The 971-nt window shown below is 49.0% G+C and carries 3 protein-coding genes; all 3 read right to left on the bottom strand.

What is annotated here, in order from left to right; all coding sequences use genetic code 11:
- Window positions 1-393, bottom strand: coding sequence for a DUF6948 domain-containing protein (locus AQ981_RS25335; RefSeq protein WP_058914525.1), 393 nt, complete (start codon window positions 391-393; stop codon window positions 1-3).
- Between the two features lie 61 nt (window positions 394-454).
- The gene (locus AQ981_RS25330) at window positions 455-742 is read right to left on the bottom strand and encodes a hypothetical protein (RefSeq protein WP_058914524.1); all 288 of its coding nucleotides are present in this window, start codon (window positions 740-742) and stop codon (window positions 455-457) included.
- Between the two features lie 11 nt (window positions 743-753).
- The coding region (locus tag AQ981_RS25325; protein ID WP_058914523.1) for a hypothetical protein at window positions 754-971 on the bottom strand (218 nt) is incomplete at its 5' end.

Raw genomic sequence — 971 nt, 5'->3', positions numbered from 1 at the left:
TTACTCAGCCTTGACATCATCAGCCCCCGAAATACTCAGTGCCGACTCCGGCGTAGTGGGGATAATCTCAATGGCCTCCAGCCACACAGCATCAACAGCAGGTGCAATTTTTGATTTGTCGCGGTCGATTCCGTATTTAGCAACACCGGACAGGCTGATTGATTTTGCAGCCTGCCAGCGCCACATGCGACGAGCATTGTCGAGAATTACTTCGTTACCTGATTTTTCGGCCAGTTCACCAAACCAGACACCGGCAGAATATGTGCGAATAATTACGTGCCGGCCCACATATTGCGTGGCCAGCGTTTTCGGTTGTGAATTTTCAGAACCACAAAATAATGCCGCCAGTTCTTTAGCCTGGCCGATTGTTAGTTCGTTAATATCAATATTCATTTTTTATCTCCGGTAGTTAATTTATTCGTCGTTACGCTGTTTTCTGTTAACTGGTTATTGGTCATTTGTTGGCTCCCGTTGTATTTACCTGCTTGCGGTTAGAGCGGCATACCAGCGCCCAAAAGTTCATATCGCAAATCAGCGCTACGCGCATTTCGGCAGTAAAGCGACAGCCAAGCTTATTTGACTTACCGACTGAACGCCGACGCTTGCGCATTATCTTGCGCGTATGAGCCGCCTGAACCTCAATCTGGCGTTGTCTTGAGGCATAAACACCCTTTGCAGGTATTTTCCGCGCCTGTTTCTGGTAAGCAGTTAACAGGTCATGTACGTCTGTGGATTTGGTCATGGTTGGCTCCCTCAATCGTTCCAGCTGCTTACGTCTTCCGCTACCGCTTCGTCTGCTGCATCCTGACAATCAATAGGCTCATGCCATGACTCAGCGGCGGCAGCGGTGATAGCACCCCAATCTCTGGCGCATGATTTACGATGCTTGCGCCTTCCCATGCGCCACTCTGGTTTTTTCAATTCTTTGTTCCAGGCGCGGACCATATATTTCATCGCTGATTTAGCCATCA

Source organism: Entomohabitans teleogrylli (assembly GCF_001484765.1).
In the GTDB taxonomy this organism is placed as follows: Bacteria; Pseudomonadota; Gammaproteobacteria; order Enterobacterales; family Enterobacteriaceae; genus Entomohabitans; species Entomohabitans teleogrylli.
This window is presented reverse-complemented; position numbering and strand designations above follow the sequence as displayed.